Source organism: Azospirillum oryzae, assembly GCF_008364795.1.
Lineage (GTDB): Bacteria > Pseudomonadota > Alphaproteobacteria > Azospirillales > Azospirillaceae > Azospirillum > Azospirillum oryzae.
Window position 1 is genome coordinate 14693 of sequence record NZ_VTTM01000009.1, and the last position, 16545, is coordinate 31237.

The 16545-nt window shown below is 67.5% G+C and carries 16 protein-coding genes; 13 read left to right on the forward strand and 3 right to left on the reverse strand.

All coding sequences use genetic code 11. The features are described 5' to 3' along the window. Positions 1–46 precede the first annotated feature (46 nt). Both FZ938_RS21535 and FZ938_RS21540 read left to right on the forward strand, forming a co-directional pair. Positions 47–1132 (forward strand): ABC transporter substrate-binding protein, encoded by a 1086-nt coding sequence (locus FZ938_RS21535; protein WP_149200497.1) that lies wholly within the window; start codon positions 47–49, stop codon positions 1130–1132. Positions 1133–1137: 5 nt separating this feature from the next. Further along, positions 1138–1452, forward strand: a complete 315-nt coding sequence (locus tag FZ938_RS21540; RefSeq protein WP_149200498.1) for a DsrE family protein — start codon at positions 1138–1140, stop codon at positions 1450–1452. A 7-nt stretch (positions 1453–1459) separates the two neighbouring features. Here the strand turns inward: FZ938_RS21540 and FZ938_RS21545 are convergent, their stop codons facing one another. Further along, on the reverse strand, positions 1460–2512 hold the full coding sequence (locus tag FZ938_RS21545; RefSeq protein WP_149200499.1) for a 4-(cytidine 5'-diphospho)-2-C-methyl-D-erythritol kinase: 1053 nt from the start codon (positions 2510–2512) through the stop codon (positions 1460–1462). A 91-nt stretch (positions 2513–2603) separates the two neighbouring features. Further along, positions 2604–3152, reverse strand: coding sequence for an RBBP9/YdeN family alpha/beta hydrolase (locus FZ938_RS21550; RefSeq protein WP_149200500.1), 549 nt, complete (start codon positions 3150–3152; stop codon positions 2604–2606). A 220-nt stretch (positions 3153–3372) separates the two neighbouring features. Here FZ938_RS21550 and FZ938_RS21555 point away from each other — a divergent pair, with 220 nt between their 5' ends. Further along, the gene (locus FZ938_RS21555; RefSeq protein ID WP_149200501.1) at positions 3373–4599 is read left to right on the forward strand and encodes a methyl-accepting chemotaxis protein; all 1227 of its coding nucleotides are present in this window, start codon (positions 3373–3375) and stop codon (positions 4597–4599) included. Here FZ938_RS21555 and FZ938_RS21560 read toward each other — a convergent pair whose 3' ends face one another. Then, positions 4600–5424, reverse strand: coding sequence for a methyltransferase domain-containing protein (locus tag FZ938_RS21560; RefSeq protein ID WP_109075041.1), 825 nt, complete (start codon positions 5422–5424; stop codon positions 4600–4602). It lies immediately after the preceding gene. A 54-nt stretch (positions 5425–5478) separates the two neighbouring features. Here FZ938_RS21560 and gloB point away from each other — a divergent pair, with 54 nt between their 5' ends. From gloB to FZ938_RS21610, 10 genes are all read left to right on the forward strand, one after another. Continuing rightward, positions 5479–6246: a hydroxyacylglutathione hydrolase gene (gloB, locus tag FZ938_RS21565; RefSeq protein WP_149200502.1), complete on the forward strand. Its 768-nt coding sequence runs from the start codon at positions 5479–5481 to the stop codon at positions 6244–6246. Positions 6247–6328: 82 nt separating this feature from the next. Further along, the gene (locus FZ938_RS21570; protein WP_174757410.1) at positions 6329–6934 is read left to right on the forward strand and encodes a glutathione S-transferase N-terminal domain-containing protein; all 606 of its coding nucleotides are present in this window, start codon (positions 6329–6331) and stop codon (positions 6932–6934) included. A gap of 273 nt (positions 6935–7207) precedes the next feature. Beyond that, entirely contained in the window at positions 7208–7651 is a 444-nt protein-coding gene (locus FZ938_RS21575) for a hypothetical protein (protein WP_149200503.1), read from the forward strand. Between the two features lie 264 nt (positions 7652–7915). Beyond that, positions 7916–10513 (forward strand): methyl-accepting chemotaxis protein, encoded by a 2598-nt coding sequence (locus FZ938_RS21580; protein ID WP_246457978.1) that lies wholly within the window; start codon positions 7916–7918, stop codon positions 10511–10513. 186 nt (positions 10514–10699) lie between these two features. Then, complete coding sequence (pstS, locus tag FZ938_RS21585) at positions 10700–11767, forward strand: phosphate ABC transporter substrate-binding protein PstS (protein ID WP_149200696.1); 1068 nt, start codon at positions 10700–10702, stop codon at positions 11765–11767. Positions 11768–11875: 108 nt separating this feature from the next. After that, positions 11876–12859 carry a phosphate ABC transporter permease subunit PstC gene (gene pstC, locus FZ938_RS21590; RefSeq protein ID WP_149200505.1) on the forward strand — a complete coding sequence of 328 codons (984 nt, stop codon included), beginning with the start codon at positions 11876–11878 and terminating at the stop codon, positions 12857–12859. A gap of 5 nt (positions 12860–12864) precedes the next feature. Beyond that, positions 12865–13746, forward strand: coding sequence for a phosphate ABC transporter permease PstA (gene pstA / locus FZ938_RS21595; protein WP_149200506.1), 882 nt, complete (start codon positions 12865–12867; stop codon positions 13744–13746). A 2-nt stretch (positions 13747–13748) separates the two neighbouring features. Further along, positions 13749–14612, forward strand: a complete 864-nt coding sequence (gene pstB / locus FZ938_RS21600) for a phosphate ABC transporter ATP-binding protein PstB (RefSeq protein WP_281399750.1) — start codon at positions 13749–13751, stop codon at positions 14610–14612. 453 nt (positions 14613–15065) lie between these two features. Then, complete coding sequence (locus FZ938_RS21605) at positions 15066–15782, forward strand: YoaK family protein (protein ID WP_149200507.1); 717 nt, start codon at positions 15066–15068, stop codon at positions 15780–15782. Between the two features lie 17 nt (positions 15783–15799). Then, entirely contained in the window at positions 15800–16375 is a 576-nt protein-coding gene (locus FZ938_RS21610; RefSeq protein WP_149200508.1) for a TMEM175 family protein, read from the forward strand. The last annotated feature ends 170 nt before the right edge of the window (positions 16376–16545 follow it).

Sequence of the window (16545 nt, forward strand, 5' to 3'; positions counted from 1 at the left end):
TTCGCGGCCGGGCGCACTAGGCTTGCGCGGCAAAAGGAGACCCGACATGCCGCAGACCCCGCCGCCGAAGCCGCTTTCCAACTCCGCCCGTCCCGTGGCCCGCTCCGTGGCCCGCCGCGACCTGTTGGTGGGGGCTGCAGCGCTGGGCATTGCCGCCGCCACCGCGTCGCTACCGTTGCCGGCCTTCGCGGCGACGCCCCTGCGCGTCGGCTACATCCCGATCATCCCGATGACCCAGCTTTACGTGATCACGGGCGAGGGATGGACCAAGGATGCCGGGTTGACCCTGCAGACCACCAGCTTCCAGTCGGGGCCGGCGATGATCCAGGCGCTCGCCTCGGGCACGCTGGACGTCGCCTATGTCGGCATCGGCCCGGCGCTGATCGCCCGGTCGAAGGGGGTCAAGCTGAAGGTCGTCGCCGCCAACGTCATCGATCAGGTGGCGCTGATCGGCCGCGGCCCGCTGGCCAAGGCGATGGCCGGCGCCGCCAACCCGGCCGAGGGGGTCAAGGCCTTCCGCGCCGCCAACGGCCGGCGGCCGAAGATCGGCTCGCTGCCGGCCGGATCGGTGCCGGACACCGTCCTGCGCTATTGGATGGCGGAGGTCGCGCACATCGCCCCCGACGATGTCGAGATCGTCGGCATGGGCGAGCAGCCCTTGCAGCAGGCACTGCTGACCGGGGCCATCGACGGCGCCTCGATCCTGGAACCGATCCTGACGCTGGTGAAGTCGCGCCTGCAGGATGCCGCCATCATCGCCAAGGCCGGCACCATGTTCCCCAAGCAACCGGGCGCCGTGCTGGCGGTGACCGAGGACGCCATTGCCAAGAACCGCGACGCGGTGGCCGAACTGGTCAAGCTGCACATCCGCGCGACCGCCTTCGCCAAGTCCAACCCTGACCGCACGGCGGAACTGGTGACCGACATCATCGGCAAGGGTCTGGTCGAACGCGATGTCATGCGGGCGGCGCTGACCTCCGACGCGACGACCTTCGTCGACGATCCGCGGGTGATCCTGGACTCCACCAAGAAGATGCAGGCTTTCCAGCAGTCGCTGGACCAGATCACCGAACCGGTGGATGTCGACACGCTGTTCGACTTCTCCTTCCATGATGCGGCGATGGGAAAGTGACCGCCATGACCTCTGCCCCGGCATCTCCGCTGCGTCTGGTCATCCACGCGCCGACGCCGGCCGCGCTTGAGCGGGCGCGGAACAATGCCCGCAATCTGCTGAAGGCGCGGCCCGATGCGGAGGTGCGCATCGTCGTCAACGCGGGCGCCGTCGCCGCGGCGCTCGACAGCCCGGATGCGGAGACCGACCGGCACCTGCGCGTCTGCGGCAACACGCTGGCGAAGACCGGCCGGACTGCCGAGGGGCTGACGGTGGTCGCCGCCGGCGTCCTCGACATCGCCGAGGCGCAGGCGGACGGCTGGGGCTATATGCGGGCGTGAGCCTGTCTCAGCCGACACCCCAGCCGCCGGTGTCGGGGAACGGTGCGGACGGCGGCGGGACGCAGGCGGGTTGGGCGGCGACAGGATCGGCGACGATGCCGCGCGGCAGGGCCGGGGAATCGGGCGGGGTGGGACGCAGGCGGGTCGGCTTCACCCACCAGCCGGGTGACGCCGCCGCGATGGTCTTGGCCGCCGCTTCCGCCGCCGCCGCCGTGGCGTAGAGGCCGAAGCAGGTGGCGCCGCTGCCGGACAGGCGGGGCAGCAGGCAACCGGCGCTGCGCTCCAGCGCCGCCAGAACGTCGGCGATCACCGGCGCCACCATCAGGGCCGGGGCGGTCAGGTCGTTGGTGCGGTCCAGCAGCAGCGCCGCGAGGTCGGCCGCGTCGGCGGGCTTGCGGGTGAAGCGGGCAGGGGCGGAAAAAGCGGCACCGCTTTCGGCGCGGGCGGCGGCCATCGCCTTGAATACCGCCGGGGTCGGTACCGGCACGTTCGGATTGACCAGCACGGCATGGGTTTCCGGCAGGTCCGGCGCCTCGTCCAGAACGTCGCCGATGCCGCCGAAATAGCAGCTGCGCCCGGCGACGCAGACCGGCACGTCGGCGCCCAGCCCGGCGGCGACCGCGAACAGCGCCGGGTCGTCGGGCGGCACTCCCCACAGCCGGGCGAGCGCCCGCAGGCAGGCGGCGGCGTCGGCCGATCCGCCACCGATCCCCGATGCGACCGGCAGCGCCTTGGTCAGCGCGATCATCACGTCGGCCTCGCGGCCCAGCCGGACAGCCAGCGCGTGGGCGGCACGCATCACCAGGTTGTTCGCCGGGTTTTCGCCCATCAGGGCCGGGCCGAAGGGACCGGCGATGGCCAGACGCGGACCGGCCGGCGGCAGGTCGGCTCCGCGCAGCGCCACGCGCGCGGCGGCCGGCGTCAGGGCGATGCTGTCGCCGAACTCGGCGAAGGCGACGAGGCTGTCCAGCTCGTGATAGCCATCGGCGCGCCGGCCGGTGACATGCAGGTAGAGGTTCAACTTGGCCGGGGCGGCCTCGACGATGGAAGTGCCGGTCATAAGCTCCAAATCCGCTGGCGGGCGCGCGACGACATCCCCTGTGTCGCACCCTTTCGCCCGCAGCGGCAAGGGTGTGGTTCAGAGGCATTATTCAGATCTGGGCAAGCAGGTCCTTCAGCAGCGTCTCGCCCATCGGCCAGGGGCCGTGGCCGCTTGCACTGTTGATATGGCCGGCCTCGCCGGCATCGATGAAGTCGGCACCCCACAGCGCGGCGAAGCCGCAGGCGCGGGCGGCGCTGCAGTAGGGATCGCTGCGGCTGCCGACCACCACTGCCGGGAAGGGCAGGGGATCGGCCGGCACCGGGGCGAAGCGGCAGGCCTCGGCCGGCACCGTTCCGGGCGACTCGACGTCGGGCGGGGCGACCAGCAGGGCGGCGGCGACCTTGGCCGCGGCATCGCCGTCCGCCGCCCAGCGTGCCACCAGGATGCAGGACAGGCTGTGCGCGACAAGCACTACCGGACCGGGTGCCGAGCGGACCGCATGGTCGAGCCGCTCCACCCACCGGTCGGGCTCCGGAGCGTCCCAATCGCTCAGCTCGACGCGGGTCAGGGCCGGCAGCCGGCCCTCCAGCCATGTCTGCCAGTGGTCGGGACCGGAGTTGCCGAGGCCGGGAAGCACCAGAATGGTCGGCTGCGTCATTCTTTCAACTCTTCGTTCGTAAATGTTGCGTGTAGTGTCGGAAGGTTACCTGCGAATCGGAGAATTCTCTCCACGAGGTGGATCGGCATTCCCGGATGTCCTGAGCGGCGCGGTAAGCGGGGCCGTGGGTGGAGCGTCGGGCGGGTCATTTTGCGGGGCATCGGGCGTCGTCAGGCAATGATGACGGAAAACCATAAACGGGAAGAAGGGGAGAAGCGTCTTGGACATCAGCGCCACCATCGCACAGGAACTCTGCGAGTCCATCGGGCGGGAACTGGATTCCGTCGTGTCCTTCGTCGGTAAGGGCAGCAGCGTCGTCGCCTCCACCGCGCGGGAGCGGATCGGCACCACCCATCCGGCCGGCGCCGACATCATGGCCCGCCGCCTCGACGAGCGCGCCGTCAGCCGGGACGAGGCGGCCAAGTCCGGCGGCACCATGCGGGAAGGCTATGCCGTCGCCATCGATCTGGACGGCGACCGGGTCGGCGCGCTCGCCGTCGCCGGCCCGACGGAGCAGGCGCGCCGTTTCGCCCGCCTCGCCCGCCATTGGGTGGTGGCGACCCTGCGGGCCGAAACGGCGGAGACGCGCCGTCTCGCCCTGACGCGCGACCTGTCCGAGCGGGTGGAGCGCGAGGTCGGCGGAGTTGCCGCCGAACTGGCGGAGGCCGGACGCAAACTGGAATCGGCGGTGGCCGCCGTCCGCTCCGCCGGGACGGAGGGGCTGCGGCAGGCCGCCGATGCCGCCGGTGCGGCCCGCGCCGTCGACGGATCGGTCAGCGCCATCGCCGGCATGCTGGACCGGCTGGCCTCCACCTCCGACCAGATCTCCGGCGACACCAGCAAGGCGCGGGAGATCAGTCTGGCCGCGGCGTCGGACAGCGACCGCGCCACCACGGTGATGAACTCGCTGCGATCCGCCGCCGAACAGATCGCCAGCGTGGTGAAGCTGATCAACGCCATCGCCAGCCAGACCAACCTGCTGGCGCTGAACGCCACCATCGAGGCGGCGCGGGCGGGCGAAGCCGGGCGCGGCTTCGCCGTCGTCGCCAACGAGGTGAAGGCGCTGTCGCGCCAGACGGCCGACGCCACCAAGCAGATCGCCGATCAGGTCGCCAATCTGCAGAAGGAGACCGCTGCGGTGGACGAGGCGCTGGGCCGCATCCACTCCACCATCGGCTCGATCCAGACGATCAACGGCACGGTCGCCGCGGCAATCGACGAACAGGCGGCCCTGACTTCGGATGTCGCACGCTCGCTCGACCAGTCGCGCCAGGACGCCATGGCCGCGGAGCAGCGGATCGGCGATGCCGAACAGACGTTGGGCGGCGTGACCCGCCAGTTGGAGGAACTGTCGACGCTGGGCCGCACCATCGCGGAACGGGCCGGCGGCCTGGGCAGCGGCATTGGCGGCCGGATCGCCGACGTGCTGCGTCAGGTGCGCAATTAGTCAGGTCCGGGGATAGGGCTGCTGGCAGTCGACGGAGTCGCCGCCGGGTATGGTGGCTCCGGCGATGGTGGTGCGGGCGCTGCCGCTGCGGGCGGCGGGGGCCGCACCGCCCGGCAGCGGCACGATCAGCCGGCGCTTCACCGGCTGCTGCGCCGCGCGGCGCGACACGCCGGCGAAGATCTGCTTCGACGCCTCGATCATCGTCACCCCGGCGAAGGCCTTGAACCAGCGCCCGCCGACCTCTTCCCAGGCCGGCGCGGTCTTCTGCAGGAAATGCGAGCGCAACGGCGGCATGAACAGGGCATGGCGCGTGCGTTCCGGCACGAACATGGTGTCGCGCAACACCTGCTTCAGCTGGGAGGCGGAATAGGGGAATCCGTGGCCGAAGGGCGTCCAGTCGGCGCGCGCCCACAGGCCGCGGCGGTTCGGCACCACCGCCAGCACCCGGCCGCCGCCGGCCAGCACCCGCCAGATCTCGCGCATCATCGGCCGCAGCTGTTCGGTGCCTTCAAGTCCATGGACCAGAAGCACACGGTCGATGGTGTTGTCGCCGAAGGGCAGGTCGGCCTCGTCGCCCAGCGCCACCATGCCCGGCCCTTCCGCCGGCCAGAAGCTGACGCCCTGGCTGGCCGGCATCACCGCCACCACCCGGTCGGCCTCGCCCATGAAAGGACGCAGGTACGGCGTGGTATAGCCGACGCCGAGCACGATCTGGTTGCGCACGTCCGGCCAGATGGTGCGGATGCGCCGCCGGATCATCCGCTGGGCGGTGCGCCCCAATCCGGACTCGTAGAACTCCCTCAGATCGACGATATCTGTGTACATGGTATCCCAAGCGTAACACGGGTTTCGTATCGCAACAGCAGGGAGTCCGCTGCCGTGGAGGTAATTCTCGTTCCGGCTTTCGCCGACAACTATATCTATGTGCTGCGCGACGCGGCATCCGGCAAGGTCGGCGTGGTCGATCCCGGCGACGCCGCCCCGGTGCAGGCCGAGTTGGAGCGGCGGGGCTGGTCCCTCACCCACATTTTCCTGACCCATCACCACGACGACCATATCGGCGGCGCCGAGGAGCTGAAGGCCCGCTATCGCGCCAGCGTGGTCGGCGCCCGCGCCGACGCCCACCGCATCCCCGGCCTGGATGTGATGCTCGGCGACGGCGACCGCACGGTGTTCGGCGAGCAGACCGCCCGCGTCTTCACGGTGCCCGGTCACACCAGCGGCCATATCGCCTTCTGGTTCGAAGCGGCGGAGACCCTGTTCAGCGGCGACACGCTGTTCTCGCTCGGCTGCGGCCGGCTGTTCGAAGGCACGCCGGCCCAGATGTGGGACTCGCTGCAGAACCTGCGGTCACTGACCGATTCGACCCGCGTCTATTGCGGTCACGAATACACCCAGTCGAACGGTCGCTTCGCCCTGACGGTCGATCCGGACAACGCCGCCCTGCACCAGCGGATGGAGGAGGTCGCGGCTCTGCGCGAGCGGAACCAGCCGACGATTCCCACCACCATCGGGATGGAACGCCGCACCAACCCCTTCCTGCGCGCCGACGACCCCGGTGTCCAGTCCGCCATCGGCATGTCCGGCGCCCCGTCGGTGGAGGTGTTCGCCGAACTGCGCCGGCGCAAGGATCATTTCCGGGGATGAGGGTTGCCGGCCCGACGGTGGACCGGCGATCCGGCCTGCCGCTAGCCTGTCTTCAATCAATCCCGAAATGGAAGGAGCGTCCATGTTGAAGCTGCGCTGGAGCGCCACCTCGCCCTATGTGCGCAAGGTGATGATGGTGGTGATCGAACGCGGGCTGGAGGACCGGGTGGAGCGGGTGACGACCGATCCCTGGTCGGCCGACACCGACCTGCCCGAGGACAACCCGCTGGGCAAGGTGCCGGCATTGACGCTGGAGGACGGCACCACCCTGTTCGACAGCCCGGTGATCGTCGAGTATCTCGATTCGCTGGGCGACCGGGCGCCGCTGCTTCCGCCCGCCGGCCCGGCCCGTTGGGCAGCGCTGCGGCTGCAGGCCATCGCCGACGGCGTCTGCGACGCCGCCATCCTGCGCCGGCTGGAATCCATGCGCCCGGACGGCGAGAAATCTGCCAACTGGATGGAGCGCCAGCGCAAGGCGGTCGCCCGCTCGCTCGATCTGCTGGAGGCCGAGGCCGCGTCGCTGGACGGCGAGGCCACCATCGGCACGCTGGCGGTGCTGGTTGCACTCGGCTACCTCGACTTCCGCTTCGGAGATGAGGATTGGCGCGAGGGTCGGCCGGCGCTGACCGCATGGTTCGCCAAGGCCTCCGACCGCGACAGCCTGCGGCGGACGGCGCCGCCGGTGTGATAGAAGGCAAGCGCCGGGCACCTGTCCGGCGCTTGCTTACGATTGTTCGAACGGTCAGCGTGGTTCCGGTTCTCGGAGCGCCTCCAAATCTTGTTTTCGAGAGGAATGCGCTTAGGTACACAACCAGAAAGCACCAGCATCAAGAATTTATTCAAGGAAACGGGTGTTTCCGATCATTAACATCCTCAAAAAGTGTGTCGATGGGTTGATGCATGGCCTGCTTGCGATGTAGGTTGTGCTCGTTGTTTTTCATCAACTCATAAGGACACGCAAATGGTTGATTTTACGGTTGTCAATCCGACCAAGGACAGCTTCCGGACCGGCGTCAATATCAATCAGCCGTTCGAACTGGGAATCATTACGGTCGGCAATCCGACGGTGGGATCCGGCACCCTTGTTACCTTCGTTTCCAACACGCTGATTGCGAACGGGCAGTATGCTGCTTTCGGCAACAGCGGTAATTTCCAGATCAATGTCACGCCGAACGGCGCCAATTTCTCCGTCGCGATCGAAATCACCGGTTCCTTCGGCGGCAACGGCCGTTCCTTCACGGCCAATGCGAGCCAGAACGAGAACACCATCACTCTGACCGACATCAACGATCCGAGCACGACGGTCGTAATTTCGCAGAACAACGGCAGCTTTCTGACGGATGGCAAGATCGACATCGGCCCGAGCTGGGTCCCGGTGACTCTGTACATCGATTCCGACGTCTGATCTCGTCTTTCCTGTTACAGTGGCATTGCTGAAGGAGGTCCGGTGTATTCCACCGTTCCTCCTTCGTTATTTTCTACCTTCGCTAGAAAATTTGAGATGATGGTCGCCGCAATCTGACGGCCGATGTCGTCTGGATTGTGCGTCGCGAAAACTTCATCCAACCGTCACCGATTCATCCAACCAGAAGGGCTACCCATGGCGCCGGCCGGCTCGCGGAGAACCGCGGGCGCGGCGCGGACAACCTCCAAGCCACGGGTGGCCCATATGGCAAAGCCAGTCGACCAGCGCCGACGGTCCGGCATCAAGTCGAAGATGCTGATCGCCTTCGGCACCGTGGCGGCACTTCCCTGCATCGCCGCGGTGGTGGGCTGGATGTCCTATGGCGCCGTCCGCGGCCATGTCGCCGACATCACCGGCACGCAGGTGCCGGTGCTCAGCGCTGCCCATGGCCTCGCCACCACGACGGCACGGGTACTGGCGCTGGGACCGTTGATCGACGCCGCAACCTCTGAGGAGGATCTGGCCCGGCTGCGCAGCGCCGTCGAGGCGCAGCGCGGGGCGCTGGACGGGCAGCTTGCCCGGCTGGCCGGCGGGCATGGCGATGCCGACCGCGTCGCGGAACTGACCGGTACCGCCCGTTCGCTGCTCGGCACCATCGATGCGTTGGGGACGGCGACCGGTCGGCGGCTCACCCTGCAGGAACAGCGCAGCGGCCGGCTGGCGGAACTGAGCGACATTCACACCAAGCTGCTCGCCGCGCTGAAGCCGGACATGCAGGCCTCGCGCGGGCAACTGGCCCAGGCGATTGCCGCGATGGTCGAGGCGACTTCGCAATCCTCCGCGGTGATCGGCGCGGAACTGGGGCAGACGGTTATCCCGCTTTTCCAACTGCGTGGAGCGGAGGCCGCCCTGGCGAAATCGCTGCTGATCGGCGCGTTCGAGACCGACCGGTCGAAGGTGATGTCGCTGTCGACCGACTTCGACTCCGCGCTGTCCGACCTGCAGGGCGCGTTGCGTCCGCTGGCGAAGAGCGAGGCGGCGGCCCCGGTGGTGGCGGCGATCAATGAACTGGCGGGGTATGGCGACGGCGACAAGAGCGTCTATACCCGCCGCGTCCGCCAACTCACCCCGGGCATTCCGGAAGCGGAGGCGCACAAGCTGGCCGAGTCGCTGGTGGCCGGCGTCGACGACATCGTCCGGCTGGACCGCGACGCCAACGCCCGCATGCTGCCGCTGATGCTGAATTCGCGCGGCCGAATCGCCGAGGCCGGCAACGCCATCGCCGAGCGGATGCAGGACCTGTCGACCAATGTCGTGCCGGCGGCCCAGCACCGCTACACCGTGCTGAGCGGCCTGATGGCCGACGCCAACCTGCTGGCCGGCAAGTTGGCCGAGGCCGGCAATGCGGAAACGCCGGCCCGCCTGGCCACCGCACGCCGCACACTCGATCCGCTGGCGGCGACGATCCGCGCCACTTTGAAGGACTCGAACGACGATCTGGGCGCGGAGGTCCGCCGGCTGGCGGAGCGGCTGCTGGCGCTTGGCTTCGGCGACGACGGTATCCTGGCTCTGCGCGCCGGCGAACTGGCGGCCTATGCCGAGAACGCCACGCTGATCGACAGCAACCGCAGCACCGGCGCCGCCCTGACCGCCATGGTCGACGGGCTGGTCCAATCGGCGGAGCGGGCGGCCGCCGACGGGGCCGCCGCCGCCCATGACGCGCTGGAGCGCACCAACGAGATCCAGTTCCTGCTGGCGACCGCCGGCGTGCTGCTGGCCGGGCTGATCGTCTCGCTCTATGTCGGGCGCCGCGTCGTCGGCCGGATGGAGGCGCTGGCCGACGCCATGCGCCGGGTCGCCGACGGCGACCTGACGGTGGAGCAGAAGGCCGACGGCAACGACGAGATCACCGACATGGCCCGCGCCCTGTTCGTCTTCATCGCCAATGCCCGCGCCATGGAAGAGGCGCATGAGAAGGTGGAGGTCGAGCGCCGCAACGCCGCGTCGGCCCGTCGGACAAGCATGCTGGAGATCGCCGACCAGTTCGAACGCAACGTGCTGAGCAGCGTCGAGACCCTGGCCGAGGCCGCCCGCGTCATGGCCTCCCGGGCCCGTTCGCTGACCGACATCGCCGCCAACGCCAACGACCGCGCCGAAGCCGCCATGCAGCTGTCCGGCGAGATGGCCGCCGGGATCCAGCAGGTGGCGACCGCCGCCTCGGAAATCTCGCAGTCCATCGCCGAGATCAGCAAGCGCACCGGGGAATCGGCCCGCATCATCGGCGACACCGCCGCCGGGGCGGAGCAAGTGAAGGCGACCGTCGCCGACCTGTCGAGCACGGCGGGCGAGATCGGCACCGTCGTCGGGCTGATCGACGAGATCGCCGGCCAGACCAACCTGCTGGCGCTGAACGCCACCATCGAGGCGGCGAGGGCGGGGGAGATGGGCCGCGGTTTCGCGGTGGTCGCGGGGGAGGTGAAGGCCCTTGCCGGCCAGACCGCCCAGGCCACCGCCGAGATCGCCCGCCAGATCGCCGCGACCCAGGCGGCCAGCCGCGAAACGGCGGAGGTGGTGGCGACCATGACCGGCAGCGTCCAGCGCATCGAATCCAACGCCTCGGCCATCGCCGCGGCGGTGGAGGAGCAGGCGATGATCACGTCGAGCATCGTTGACAGCTCCCACCGCGTCGCGGTCGGCACCCAGGCGGCCTCGGACCACGTCGCCGGCCTGTCGGAGGCGGCCGCCAAGGTGCGCACCCAGGCCGGCGACGTGCTGCAGGTGGCGGAAAGCCTGTCGCACGAGGCGACCAGCCTCGGTTCCGCCGTCCACCTGTTCCTTCAGGAAATCCGGGCCGCGCGATGAGCGTGCGGCTTCGGGCAAGAGCGGGTCGGTTTCATAAAACTGACACGTAAACAAAACAAACCCGTCACTGGCGGCGGCTATGGTCACCGCGACGAAGAAGGCGGGTTACGACGTCCGGCCGAGGCCGGGCATTTCTCCAACCCAACGACACCGTCCAAACCTATCGGGAGTTTTGCCGTGAAAACCATGACTTCGGCGTTCGTTCGCTGCGCCGCCTTCGGTGCCCTGGCCGCTCTGTCCGTGTCGGTCGCCCCGCTGTCGGTCGCCTCGGCCGCCGACATCTCCGGCGCCGGTGCCACCTTCCCGTATCCGATCTATGCCAAGTGGGCCGACGCCTACAAGAAGGAGACGGGCACGGGCCTGAACTACCAGTCGATCGGTTCGGGCGGTGGCATCAAGCAGATCAAGGCCAAGACGGTCACCTTCGGCGCGTCGGACATGCCGCTGAAGCCGGAAGAGCTGGAGCAGGCCGGTCTGATCCAGTTCCCGATGATCATGGGCGGCGTGGTTCCGGTCGTGAACCTGAAGGGCATCAAGGCCGGCGAGGTCAAGCTGTCGGGTACCGTTCTCGCCAACATCTACATGGGCGAGATCACCAAGTGGAACGACCCGCAGATCAAGGAGCTGAACCCGAACGTCAACCTGCCGAACACCGCCATCGCTCCGGTCTACCGCTCTGACGGGTCGGGCACCAACTTCCTGTTCACCGACTACCTGTCGAAGACCAGCCCGAAGTTCAAGACCCAGATCGGCGCCAACACCTCCGTCCAGTGGCCGGCCGGCATCGGCGCCAAGGGCAACGAGGGCGTGGCCAACATGGTCAAGCAGACGGACGGCTCGATCGGCTACGTCGAATACGCCTACGCCAAGCAGAACAACATCACCCACCTCGACCTGCAGAACAAGGACGGCAAGACCGTCGCTCCGAAGATCGAGGCCTTCCAGGCTGCCGCCGCCAACGCCGATTGGGCTAACAGCAAGGGCTACTACGTCCTGCTGACGGACGAGCCGGGTGCGGAGAGCTGGCCGATCACCGGCGCCAGCTTCATCCTGATGTACAAGAACCCGCAGGACGCCTCGGCTTCCGCCGAAGCGCTGAAGTTCTTCGACTGGGCCTATAAGAACGGCTCCAAGATGGCGACCGAGCTGGACTATGTCCCGATGCCGGACTCGGTGGTGTCGCTGGTCCAGAAGACCTGGTCGCAGACCATCCAGGCCGACGGCAAGCCGATCTGGACCGCGTCGGCCAAGTAACCACGGCCAACCGACCTCGGGCGGGCCGCCGGCCGGTTCGCCCGAGGGCATGATCGCCGGTGGGAACGGAAATTGCGCCGTTCCCACCGCACGCCTCACGGAGCGGCCATGACCGAGATCGCGCTGACCTTGACCGACGCACACGCCTCCACCGCCCGACGGGCCCGCCGCCAGCGCCTGCAGGATGCGGCCTTCCGCAACGCCACCCTCGCATTCGCGCTGCTCGTCCTGCTGATCCTGGGCGGCGTCACGGTTTCCCTGATCGACGGCGCGCTTCCGGCACTGCGCACGTTCGGCTTCGGCTTCGTCGCCACCGAAGTCTGGAACCCGGTGACCGAACAATTCGGCGCGCTCGCCCCGATCTACGGCACGCTGGTCACCTCCATCATCGCCATGGCCGTCGGCATTCCCGTCAGCTTCGGCATCGCGCTCTTCATCACCGAGATGTGCCCGGCCTGGCTGAAGCGCCCGCTCGGCGTCGCCATCGAACTGCTCGCCGGCATTCCCAGCATCATCTACGGCATCTGGGGCCTGTTCGTCTTCGCCCCCTTCATGCAGTCGACCATCCAGCCCTTCCTGATCGCCACGCTGGGCCAGATCCCCGGCATCGGCAACCTGTTCATGGGTCCGCCCTACGGCATCGGCATCCTGACCGCAGGCCTGATCCTGGGCATCATGGTGCTGCCCTTCATCACCTCCATCACCCGCGACGTCTTCGAGACGGTGCCGCCGATGGTGCGCGAATCCGCCTACGGGCTGGGCGCCACCACCTGGGAGGTGGTGTGGAACGTGGTGCTGCCCTACACCCGCACCGGCGTCGTCGGCGGCGTCATGCTGGGCCTCGGCCGTGCGCTGGGCGAGACGATGGCGGTGACCTTCGTCATCGGCAACGCGCACCGCATCAGCTCCTCGATCATGGCGCCGGGCACGACGATCTCGGCCTCCATCGCCAACGAATTCACCGAGGCGGTCGGCGACGTCTACACCGCGTCGCTGGTGGCGCTTGGCCTGATCCTGTTCCTGATCACCTTCACCGTGCTGTCGATCGCCAAGCTGATGCTGCTGCGCCTGCAGCGCAAGGCCGGAGTCTGAGGCCCATGACGATGTCCAATTCCGCGACGCTGGCGACCCCCATCGGGGGGCTGTATCACCGCCGGCGCATTGCCAACAAGCTGGCGTTGACCCTGGCGCTGGGCGCCGCCTGCTTCGGCCTGTTCTGGCTGGTCGCCATCCTGTGGACGCTGCTCTACAACGGGCTGTCGGCCATCAACCTCAGCCTGTTCACCGAGAACACGCCGCCGCCGGGCGGGGAGGGCGGTCTGCTGAACGCCATCTTCGGCAGCGTCATCATGACCACGGTCGCCACGCTGGTCGGCACGCCGGTCGGCGTCATGGCCGGCACCTATCTGGCGGAGTTCGGCCGCAACACCAAGCTGGCCGAGGTGGTGCGCTTCATCAACGACGTGTTGCTGAGCGCGCCGTCGATCATGGTCGGCCTGTTCGTCTACGAAGTTCTGGTCGTCCGCATGGGCCATTTCTCGGCCTGGGCCGGCGCCATGGCGCTGGCGGTGCTGGTCATCCCGGTCGTCGTCCGCACGACCGAGGACATGCTGAAGCTGGTGCCCAACAGCCTGCGCGAGGCCGCCGCCGCCTTGGGCGCGCCGCAGTGGAAGGTCATCACCATGGTGGCCTACCGCGCCGCCCGCAACGGCATGATCACCGGCGTCCTGCTGGCCATCGCCCGCATCAGCGGCGAAACCGCGCCGCTGCTGTTCACCGCCTTGAACAACCAGTTCTGGAGCGCGGACATGAACGCGCCGATGGCCAACCTGCCGGTGGTCATCTTCCAGTACGCGATGTCGCCCTATGAGGACTGGCGCCAGCTGGCCTGGGGCGGCGCGCTGCTGATCACGGTCGCCATCCTGCTCCTCAACATCGGCGCCCGGCTGCTGGCCGGTCTCGGCACGACGAGAAAGTAACCATGACGATGACCCACATGGACGCCAACAGCCCCGCCCACGGCAGCAGCAAGTTCCCCGCCGGCATGATGGCCGCGACCGGCGCCGAGCGCGCCATCGCCGGCGCCGGCCTGCCCGAGAAGATCAGCGTCCGCAACCTGGACTTCTTCTATGACGGCTACCGGGCGCTGAAGAGCATCTCGCTGCCGCTATACGACCGTCAGGTCACCGCCTTCATCGGCCCGTCGGGCTGCGGCAAGTCGACCCTGCTGCGCATCCTGAACCGGATGTACGACCTCTATCCCAAGCAGGTCGCCACCGGCGAGGTCATGCTGGACGGCGTCAACATCCTGTCACCGAAGCAGGACCTGAACCTGCTGCGCGCCCGCGTCGGCATGGTGTTCCAGAAGCCGACGCCCTTTCCGATGTCGATCTACGACAACATCGCCTTCGGCGTGAAGCTGTACGAGAAGCTGTCCCGCGCCGACATGGACGAGCGGGTCGAGTTCTCCCTGCGCCGCGCCGCGCTGTGGGACGAGGTAAAGGACAAGCTGCGCCAGAACGGCATGAGCCTGTCCGGCGGCCAGCAGCAGCGCCTGTGCATCGCCCGCGCCATCGCGGTCAAACCCTCGGTCCTGCTGCTGGACGAGCCGACCTCGGCGCTCGACCCGATCTCCACCGCCAAGTGCGAGGAGCTGATCGACGAGCTGCGCTCCGACTACTGCATCGCCATCGTCACCCACAACATGCAGCAGGCGGCCCGCATCTCCAACTTCACCGCCTTCATGTATCTGGGCGAGCTGATCGAGTTCGGGAACACGGAAGAGATCTTCACCAACCCGACCAAGGAAAAGACCTCCGAATACATCACCGGCCGCTTCGGCTGACGTTTTGCGCCGCCGGTCCTGCCCGCTGTGGCAAGGGTCGGCGGCATTTTGCCTTTCAGGTACGTGAAGTCGGCAACGGCTGGGGAGGGAAACACGCCCCACGGACCCGAAGGCTACCCGGCATCCCTTACTGTACGCCGCTGCCTATTCATGACTGTAGCGCCATAAGAGGGGCGTCGGCATAGACGCGTGCGATAATATTTCCATAATCCAACTTATGTGTTTTTGGTGTGTGTAAGCGCAAAGCTAAACTGTCAGTCCCTCGCAACATGGAACTGTCAGTCTTCCGTCAGCTTTGCGATGCCAATATGCCGATGCTGCTGCGGAATAATTCTGCCGCTTTGGCAGGATGTGCAGAATTTTCCAAACCAGCCGCGAACCGACAAGACCGGCGTCGCGTCGATGAAAGACTTTGTCGCTCCACCCACCTGAAACATTGGGAAGGCAACGGCAATGTCCGCACCGGCTGCGAGTGGCACTTCTCCCCTGCCTTGGCTTCTGATTCTCCTGTCGGTGACGACGGGGCTGGTCGACGCCATCAGCGTTCTCGGGCTGGGCAAGGTCTTCACCGCCAACATGACCGGCAACATCGTCTTTCTCGGGTTCGCCGCGGTGGGAACGCCGGGCTTTCTGGTCATGCCGGCGGTGACGGCGCTGGTCTCATTCCTTGCCGGCGCCCTGATCGCCGGCCGGGTCGGCAGGACGCTGGCCGGACGGCCGATGCGGCACTGGCTGCTGGCCTCGGCGCTGTTCGAAACCTCGCTGTTCTGGATCGCGGCGGTCGTCGCTGCCGGCTTCGATGCGGGCCCGAATGCCGGTGAACAATTTAGGGCGTCGGGCATCCATGCGATCATCGCCCTGACCGGCTTTGCCATGGGCTTCCGCAACGGAACCGTCCGGCAATTGAAGGTTCCCGACCTGACCACGACGGTTCTGACCCTGACCCTGACCGGCTTGGCCGCCGATTCCAGCCTCGCCGGCGGGGCGAACCTCAACTTCGGCAGGCGGCTGGCCAGCGTGGCAGCGATCTTCCTCGGAGCCGCCATCGGCGCCGTCATGGTGATGCAGAGCGGGCTGGTGCTTCCCCTGGTCGTCGTCGGCGCCCTGGTGCTGGCCGGCACAGCGGTCTGCGCGCTTCACCCGGTCGCTGCAGCGCCGGCAGCGGCCTGACGTTCTGGAGATCGATCATGAAGGCCGGCCGGATGGAGGCGTTCACCGATGGGGTGGTGGCGATCGTCATCACCATCATGGTGCTTGAGTTGAAGGTGCCGGCCGACGGCAGCCTCGCCGCATTGGCCGAGCGTGTTCCCATTCTGCTGGCCTATGTGCTGTCCTTCATCAATGTCGGACTTTACTGGAACAACCATCATCATCTGTTGCAGGCGACCACGCGGATCGATGGGCGGGTTCTGTGGGCCAACCTTTTCCTGCTGTTCTGGCTGTCGCTGGTTCCCTTCGTCATCCGCTGGCTCGACGACAGTTCGTTTTCGCCGGTGGCGACGGCGGCCTATGGCGTCGTCCTCGGCATGGCGGCGGTCGGCTACAGCCTGACCGAACATGCGATCATCGCCTGCGGCGGCCGGGAGTCGGCGGTGGCGCGTGCCGTCGGGTCGGATCTGAAGGGGAAGATCAGCATAGCCATCTATGTGTTGGCCATTCCGGCGGCGTTCATCCTGCAATGGCTGTCCGTCCTCCTGTATGTCCTGGTGATTCTGTTGTGGCTGGTGCCGGACCGCCGGATCGAACGCACGCTGGAGGGGTGAGGAAGCGATCAGCGCATGCATGATCTGCCGATGGAGGTGGCGAGCCAGCCCACCTCAGCGAGTGCGTCGGTGAAATATATCCGCCATCGGAAATATTTCACTTCACAACCGGCTGCACGCAGCCTATGATGACGCTTCATTATGCGATGCCGCCCGGCCTGCCCTCTCTG